9 protein-coding genes are annotated in these 7,109 nt (G+C 71.1%); 1 reads left to right on the top strand and 8 read right to left on the bottom strand.

Annotated elements, in window-relative coordinates; genetic code table 11:
• The 5 genes from BFN01_RS15645 to BFN01_RS09820 all read right to left on the bottom strand — a co-directional run.
• Positions 1–563: PfkB family carbohydrate kinase (locus tag BFN01_RS15645; RefSeq protein ID WP_256221108.1), on the bottom strand; the 563-nt coding region annotated here is incomplete at its 3' end.
• Positions 560–1,546, bottom strand: coding sequence for an ROK family protein (locus BFN01_RS09835; protein WP_083428760.1), 987 nt, complete (start codon positions 1,544–1,546; stop codon positions 560–562). The genes BFN01_RS15645 and BFN01_RS09835, both read right to left, overlap by 4 nt.
• Positions 1,547–1,579: 33 nt before the next feature.
• Positions 1,580–2,473, bottom strand: coding sequence for an SIS domain-containing protein (locus BFN01_RS09830; RefSeq protein WP_071643905.1), 894 nt, complete (start codon positions 2,471–2,473; stop codon positions 1,580–1,582).
• Positions 2,474–2,600: 127 nt separating this feature from the next.
• Positions 2,601–2,906: a chorismate mutase gene (locus tag BFN01_RS09825; protein WP_071643903.1), complete on the bottom strand. Its 306-nt coding sequence runs from the start codon at positions 2,904–2,906 to the stop codon at positions 2,601–2,603.
• Positions 2,907–2,910: 4 nt separating this feature from the next.
• Positions 2,911–3,234 (bottom strand): hypothetical protein, encoded by a 324-nt coding sequence (locus BFN01_RS09820; RefSeq protein ID WP_071643901.1) that lies wholly within the window; start codon positions 3,232–3,234, stop codon positions 2,911–2,913.
• 93 nt (positions 3,235–3,327) lie between these two features.
• Between BFN01_RS09820 and BFN01_RS09815 the strand changes: the two genes are divergently transcribed.
• Positions 3,328–4,614 (top strand): AI-2E family transporter, encoded by a 1,287-nt coding sequence (locus BFN01_RS09815; RefSeq protein WP_256221107.1) that lies wholly within the window; start codon positions 3,328–3,330, stop codon positions 4,612–4,614.
• A 67-nt stretch (positions 4,615–4,681) separates the two neighbouring features.
• On the opposite strand, the gene BFN01_RS09810 is transcribed toward BFN01_RS09815, so the two are convergent.
• The 3 genes from BFN01_RS09810 to BFN01_RS09800 are packed head-to-tail and all read right to left on the bottom strand — an operon-like array spanning position 4,682 to position 7,019.
• Complete coding sequence (locus tag BFN01_RS09810) at positions 4,682–5,602, bottom strand: ABC transporter substrate-binding protein (protein WP_071643899.1); 921 nt, start codon at positions 5,600–5,602, stop codon at positions 4,682–4,684.
• Positions 5,603–5,622: 20 nt separating this feature from the next.
• Positions 5,623–6,351: an ABC transporter permease gene (locus BFN01_RS09805; protein ID WP_071643897.1), complete on the bottom strand. Its 729-nt coding sequence runs from the start codon at positions 6,349–6,351 to the stop codon at positions 5,623–5,625.
• The gene (locus BFN01_RS09800; RefSeq protein ID WP_071643895.1) at positions 6,348–7,019 is read right to left on the bottom strand and encodes an ABC transporter permease; all 672 of its coding nucleotides are present in this window, start codon (positions 7,017–7,019) and stop codon (positions 6,348–6,350) included. Before BFN01_RS09800 ends, BFN01_RS09805 begins: the two co-directional genes overlap by 4 nt.
• Positions 7,020–7,109: the final 90 nt, after the last annotated feature.

Here is a 7,109-nt window from a genome sequence, read left to right as displayed (position 1 = left end):
TGTATAAGAGACAGGGCGGGGTCGGGTGCCGGATGCCGGATGCCGGGGCGGTACGCTCCGGGGGCCGACACGCCAGATGTCGGACGTTCTCGCGGGATGCGTCCGACATCTGGAGTGTCGGCCCCCCGTTCGTCACCGGCGGCGGGGGCGCCAGGGGCCGGGGCACCGGGGGCACCGGCAGCGAGGGCGCGGGCCACGGCATCCCGCAGGGTCTGCCACTCCGCGTCAGACGGGGCGACGCCCCGCTCGTTGACCACGGTCGTGTCGCCGAGTGCCTCGTCGACGAGGGCGACGCTGCGCCGGGTGGATGCCTCGACCGGCACGAGCACGTGCGGAACCCGCGACGAGGCGAGCTCTGCGGCGAACTCCTCGCCGGTCGCGCCTCCCGTGGTTGTCACCGCGAGAACGTCTGCGCCCTGCGCGTGCGCGACGCGGGCGACGTTGAGGCCCTTGCCGCCGGCGCGCGCCTGCCCGGCATCCGCGCGGTGGGTGTGGCCGACGGTGAGCGAGGCGACGTGCCAGGTGAGGTCGAGGGCGGGGTTCGGGGTGACGGTGACGATCATGCCTGCACCGCCTGCCGTGCGCGCAGCGCCGACCCGTGGATGCCGGCATCGCCGGACAGCTCGGCCGGGACCAGCGCCGGGATGCGGTGGAAGCTGAGCCGGTCGGCGAGGCGCGTGCGCAGCTCGTCGAACAGCGCACTCCCGGCACGCGACAGGCCCCCGCCGATGACGACGGCCTGCGGGGCGATCACCGCCGTGAGCTGGGCGATCGACATCGTGAGCGCGTCGAGCGCCTCGTTCCAGATGCGCGCGGCGGTGTCATCACCCGCCGCAGCACGGGCGATCACCTCGCGGGCGCCGTCGACCGGGTCGCCGGTGGCCTCGGTGTAGCGGCGCGAGATCGCGCCGGCCGACGCGATGGCCTCCAGGCATCCGCGTGCTCCGCACGGGCACGGCCACTCCCCGAGCGGCGAGTGGCCGATCTCGCCGGCGTAGCCGCCCGCGGTGTACGGACGTCCGTCGACCAGCAGCGCACCGGCGATGCCGGTGCCGATGATCAGCACGACCGCGTTCGCGTAGTCGCGGGCGCCGCCGAGCACGTGCTCGGCCCAGCTGGCCGTACGCACGTCGTGGTCGAAGGCCACGGGCATCCCGAATCGCGCCGCCATCAGGTCGCGCATCGGCGCATCGTGCCAGCCCAGGTTGCTGCTGAACACCCCGATGCCGCTCTCAGCGTCGACGATGCCGGGCACGACGAGTCCGACGGCCTGCGGCACGACATCCGGATGCTGTGCGCGCAGCTCGGCGGCGAGCTCGCCGAGCCGCTCGATCAGCCGGGCGGGGGTGCCATCTTCGCTGGGCGGGGTCGGAGTGCGCCGCAGCCCGAGGACCGTGCCGTCGGCGTCGAACAGCGCCGACTTGATGTCGGTGCCGCCCACGTCGAAGGCCAGCACGGGCGCGCCGGCGCCGATCGAGACAGCAGCGGCGAGCCGCTCACCGGACTCGTCGCCGACCACCTCGGGGATGTCGCTCTGCTCGGACATGCGCGCCCTCCGTCATCCGTCCGTCGTCGGCTGTCAGCCGTCGAGGACCACCGAGCGGGTGAGGTTGCGCGGCTGGTCGGGGTCGAGCCCCTTCGCGACCGCGCGGTCGAGGGCGACGCGGTGCAGACGCACGAGGTCGGCCATCGGGTCGATCGGGTGCTGCACGAAACGAGCGCCCGTCGCCTCCACCTGCGCCTGCAGGCCTTCGGGGGCGGAGCCGAGCTGCCAGGTGATGCGTCCGGGCGCGGCGATGGCGATCGGGCCGTGGCGGTACTCCATCGAGCTGTACGACTCGGTCCACGACTGCGAGGACTCGCGCATCTTCAGCGCCGCCTCGTGAGCGAGCCCCATCGCCCAGCCCATACCGAGGAAGCTGTACTGCTCGGCCTCGGCGAGAGCGTCGTCGTCGGTGCCGTCGAGCACGGCCTGCGCGTCGGAGATCGCGGCGTCGAGGCTCTCACCGACCGACGCGCGGAACAGGGCCAGGGCGGTGGTCGCGAAGCGGGTCTGCACGACCGACTGCTCGTCGGCGAACGGCAGGCCGATCACCCGGTCGGCCAGGTCGACGAGGGGGGAGGTCGTGTCGCCGACGACGGCGATCACGGGAGTCGCGCCCTTCACGCGCTGCGTCAGCTCGAGCACCTCGGTGGTCGTGCCCGAGCGGGTGAGGGCGACGATCGCGTCGTAGCCGCGGCCGAAGGGGAACTCGGATGCCGTGAACGCGTCGGTCTCACCGTGACCGGCGCTCTCGCGCAGCGCGGCGTACGACTGCGCCATGAACCAGGAGGTGCCGCAGCCGACGACGGCGATGCGGGCGCCGGAGGCCGGGAGCAGGGCCTGCTCGTCGCGCATATCTGCCGCGCGGGCCCAGGTCTCGGGCTGCGAGGTGAGCTCTGCGCGCATGTGCGCCCCGGCGGTGGTGTGCATGGCGACTCCTGAATGCTTGTTTCTGATGTTTCGAACCGGATATCGATCACATTCTGGCATAGATTGCACGCGCGCGAAAAGGCACGATCGCCAAGAAGCGGGATCGCTGCGACGGGCGAGCCGAAGGTCAGCGGCCCTCGGCGGCCTCGGTGTGGTGGCGGATGACCTCGGCGACGACGAAGTTGAACCACTTCTCGGCGAACTCGGGGTCGAGGTGGGCCTCCTCGGCGAGCGCGCGCAGGCGCGCGGTCTGCTGCTCTTCCCGCCCGGGATCTGAGGCGGGCATGTCGTGCTCGGCCTTGAGGCGCCCGACCTGCTGCGTGCAGCGAAAGCGCTCGGCGAGCATGAAGATCAGTGCGGCGTCGATGTTGTCGATGCTGGCGCGCAGGCGCAGCAGTTCAGCGCCTGCGGCGCGCGCGTCGGCGTCATCCACGACGTCAGCTGTGCCGGCGGTCGGCGGGCCCTGCGTCGCCGTCGTCGGGGTAGCGTCCGTCGGTGTACTCGCCCTCTTCCTCGTCGGCGTGGGCGTCGGGGTGATCACCGCGTCCGGCGGCATGGTCGGCGTCGGTGTACGCGCCCTCGCCGTGACGCGGCAGGTGCTGCTCACGGCCGTCGGCGGAGTAGACGCCGTCGGTGTACTCCCCTTCGGCTTCGCCGGCGTGCCCCGCCTGATGGCCGGTCGTCGTGCCGTCGCCGTGGTCGGCATCCGTGTATTCGCCCTCAGCGGGTTCGGCTGCGTGGTGTGCGTGTTCGTCGGACATGGGATCCTCCAAGGGGTCGTCGCACCTCCCACGATAGTCAAGCGCGGGCCGAGAAGGCAGGGTCAGGTCGGCGCCGGCCATAGAGTGATCGCCATGAGCACCGAAGACCCCACGTCGTCCGCCGCCTCCGGCGGCGGCGACTCCCGCACGGCAGCCAGGGCCAGCCGCGCCGCAGATGCTGCGGAGGCCGCCGAGATGGGCGCGGCCATCCAGGCAGACGCCGCAGCCGACGAAGCCGGCGCCGCAGCCGACGAGGCGGATGCCGCGGCCTCAGCCGCCGAAGCGGCGGAGCACCCCTCGCCGGCCGACGCGCCCACGCCGCGACGCTCCATGTGGACGCGCATGGACCGCCCGTTCCGGCTCGGATTCCTCCTCACGCTCGGCGGTCTGTCGGCGTTCCTGCTCGCGCTCGCGCTCACCAGCCTGTCGACGGTGCTCGTCTACGTCGCGATCGCCCTGTTCGCCGCGCTGGGCCTGAACCCCGCCGTCCGCCTGCTCACCCGGCGCGGGCTGTCGCGCGGCGTCAGCGTCGCCATCGTCATCGTCGCCCTCGTCGCGGCCGTCGGTCTCGTACTCGTGCTGATCGTGCCCGTCGTCGTCGAGCAGATCGCGTCGTTCGTGAAGTCGGTGCCCAAGGTCATCGACGACTTCGTGCACACCGACCTGTACCTCCTGCTCGAGAAGCAGTTCGGCGATCAGATCGGCTCCCTGCTCGCCGATGGCGAGAAGCTGCTCACCGACGGCAAGACACTCACCGCGCTCGGCGGGGGCGCCCTGAAGGTCGGCACCTCGATCGCGGAAGGCGTCTCGGCCTTCGTCATCGTGTTCGTGCTCACGCTGTACTTCGTGGTGGGCCTGCCCGGCATCATCACCTCGATGCTGCGCCTGGCGCCTGCCCGCAAGCGCCGCCAGGCCCGCGGCATCGTCGACCAGATCACCGAGTCGGTCGGCGGATACGTGCAGGGCATGGTCGTCCTCGCGTTCGCGAACTCGATGGTGGCGCTCGTGCTCTATCTGCTGCTGGGTCTGCCGTTCCCGCCGCTCATGGCCGTCGTCGCATTCCTCGTGACGCTCATCCCGCTGATCGGCCCGCTGCTCTTCCTCGCGATCGGCACGGTCGTCGCACTGCTCGCCGATCCTCTGCACGCGCTGATCTTCGGCGTCGTCTACCTGATCTACATCCAGATCGAGGCGTACGTCCTCACGCCGAAGGTCATGAACCGCACCCTCGAGGTGCCGGGCCTGCTGGTCGTGCTCGGCGCGCTGGTCGGCGGTACCCTGCTCGGGCTGCTCGGAGCGCTCGTCGCGGTGCCGGCCACGGCATCCATCCTCATCATCCTCAACCAGATATTCATCCCCCGGCAGGACGAACGGGTCTGACGCGGCCGCAACGCGAACGCGGCCGGGTGGGCGAACCCACCCGGCCGCGCCGGCGCTGTGACGAGGGTCAGATCAGACCCTTGTCCTTCAGCCATGCCTCGGCGATGTCGGCCGACGACTTCTGGTCGAGGGTGCTCTGCACGTTCATCGCGACCAGGTCCTCGGCGCTCAGCTCGGCGCTGATCGCGTCGATGACCTCGCTGACCTCGTCGGCGATGTCGCTCGAGACAAGCGGCACGACGTTCGAGGCCAGGATCATGTTCTCGGGGTCTTCCAGCGCCACGATGTCCTCGGTCTGGAAGGCGGGGTCGGCGGAGTAGATGTCTGCCACCTGCACCGTGCCGGCCAGCAGCGCCTCGAGGGTGCCCTGCCCGGTGGCCGAGAACGTCAGGTCGATGCCGTACGCCTCCTTCGCGCCCGCGGGGCCGTACGGGCGCTGCTCGAACTCGGGCGCGGCTCCGATGGTGGCGGGCTCGCTGAGCTTCGACAGATCGGCGATCGAGGTGAGCTCGTTCTCGTCGGCGAACGACGTCAGCACCGTGTAGGTGTCCTGGTCGCTGGCGTCGGCGTACTGCAGCGCGGTGAGACCGTCGGGAAGTGCGTCCTTCAGGGCGGCGTACACGTCGTCGGGGCTGGTGGCCGTCGCCTCCTTGTCGAGGTACTCGAGCAGGTTGCCGGTGTACTCCGGGAAGACGTCGATGTTGCCGGACTCGACCTCGGGCATGTAGGCGTCGCGCTGGCCGATGTTGAACGTGCGCTCGACGGTGAAGCCGGCGTTCTCCAGGCCCTGGGCGTAGATCTCGGCGATGATCTCGTTCGAGTAGTACGCCTGCGAGCCGACGACGATCGTGTCCCCGCCCGTGTCGCCGCTGTCGGCGCTGGGCTTGTCGAGCGGGTTCGAATCCGAGGCGCAGCCGGCCAGTGACAGGGCGGCGACGATGGCGATGCCGGCGGTGACGGCGGTGCGGGTTCTGCTGTGTGTGGACATGGCGGGCCTTTCGGTGTGGGTCAGGCAGGGGCGGATGCCGCGCGTCGAGCGCGCGACGGCGAAGACGGACGGGCGGATGCTGGGGTGCGCAGCCCCGCAGGGACGGCGGCTCGCTGCGCGAGCGCCATCAGCAGATCGACGATGAGAGCCAGGGCCGCGACGAGGATCGCCCCGCCGAGCACCTGGTCGAAACGGCTGAGCGGGATGCCCTGGATGATGGGCCAGCCGAGTCCGCCGAGGTTGACGTAGGCGGCGATCGTGACGGTGGCGATCACCTGCAGCAGGGCCGACCGGAGCCCGCCGACGAGCAGCGGCAGTCCGAGTCGCAGCTCGACCTTCGTGAAGATCTGCCACTCGGTCATGCCCATCGCCCGCGCCGCATCGATGACCCGGCGGTCGATGGTCTCGAGCCCGGTGTACGCGCCGGCGAGCAGCGAGGGGATCGCCAGCAGCACGAACGTGATGACGGCGGCGAGCGGGGTCTGCAGGATGCCGAGCACGAGCACCAGCAGCACGAGCAGCCCGAACGACGGGATCGCGCGCGCGGCGCCCGAGATGGCGACGGCGATCTCGCGCCCGCGACCGGTGTGGCCGATCAGCCACCCCGCGGGCAGTGCGATCGCGGCGGCGACGGCGACCGAGACGATCGTGTAGATCAGGTGCTGGGCGAGCAGGGTCGGCAGGGCGTAGGTGCCCACCAGGCGATCGGGCGAGAACAGCCAGGCGAGCGCGTCGGCGAAGAGGTTCATGCGTCGGCCGCCTTCGCCCGCCGAGTCGCGATGGCTGTCGCTCGGGTCCACGGCATCAGCGCCCGCCCCGCGAGGATCAGCAGGGCGTCGACGAGCAGGGCGATGACCACCACCGCCACGACGCCGGCGAGCACCTCAGGGATGAGCCGGCGCTGCTGCCCGTTCGTGAACAGGTAGCCGAGGTTGGTCACGCCGATGAGGATGCCCACCGTGGCGAGCGAGATCGTCGACACCGCGGTCACCCGCAGCCCGGCGAGGATCACGGGGCCGGCGAGCGGCAGCTCGATGGTGAAGAACCGGCGCGGCGCGGCGTACCCCATGGCCGTCGACGCCTGCAGCACGTCGGCATCCACCGAGTCGAGTCCGTCGGCGACGGCCCGCACGAGGATGGCGACCGCGTAGATCGTCAGCGCGGCGACGAGGTTCTGCTCGCTGATCACGGAGTACCCGAGCGCCGCGGGCATCAGGATCAGCAGGGCGAGCGAGGGGATGGTGTACAGCAGGCCGGTGAGCACGATGACCGGCCCGCGCACGAGCCGGTAGCGCCAGGCGACCCAGCCGAGCGGCAGCGAGAGCACGAGCCCGAGCACGATCGGGATGAGGCTCTGGCGCAGGTGGATGACCGTGAGCTCGACGATGAGCCCGAGGTTGTCCACCACCCAGTTCATGCGGTGTCCTCCACCAGGCGGCCCTGCGTGCGACCCTCCGAATCGACGACGACCGCGCCGTTCGGCGTCTGCTTCACGGTCAGAGCGCGG

The organism is Microbacterium sp. AR7-10, from assembly GCF_001878835.1.
GTDB classification, from domain to species: Bacteria; Actinomycetota; Actinomycetes; order Actinomycetales; family Microbacteriaceae; genus Microbacterium; species Microbacterium commune.
The sequence above is the reverse complement of the archived record's forward strand: the minus strand, read 5'-3'. Positions and strand labels throughout refer to the sequence as shown.

Excerpts from the sequence above, each read along its gene's own strand:
- BFN01_RS09835 (WP_083428760.1), bottom strand. The coding sequence starts at position 1,546 with ATGTCCGAGCAGAGCGACATCCCCGAGGTGGTCGGCGACGAGTCCGGT.
- BFN01_RS09815 (WP_256221107.1), top strand. The coding sequence starts at position 3,328 with ATGAGCACCGAAGACCCCACGTCGTCCGCCGCCTCCGGCGGCGGCGAC.
- BFN01_RS09800 (WP_071643895.1), bottom strand. The coding sequence starts at position 7,019 with ATGAACTGGGTGGTGGACAACCTCGGGCTCATCGTCGAGCTCACGGTC.
- BFN01_RS09820 (WP_071643901.1), bottom strand. The coding sequence starts at position 3,234 with ATGTCCGACGAACACGCACACCACGCAGCCGAACCCGCTGAGGGCGAA.
- BFN01_RS09805 (WP_071643897.1), bottom strand. The coding sequence starts at position 6,351 with ATGAACCTCTTCGCCGACGCGCTCGCCTGGCTGTTCTCGCCCGATCGC.
- BFN01_RS09810 (WP_071643899.1), bottom strand. The coding sequence starts at position 5,602 with ATGTCCACACACAGCAGAACCCGCACCGCCGTCACCGCCGGCATCGCC.
- BFN01_RS09830 (WP_071643905.1), bottom strand. The coding sequence starts at position 2,473 with ATGCACACCACCGCCGGGGCGCACATGCGCGCAGAGCTCACCTCGCAG.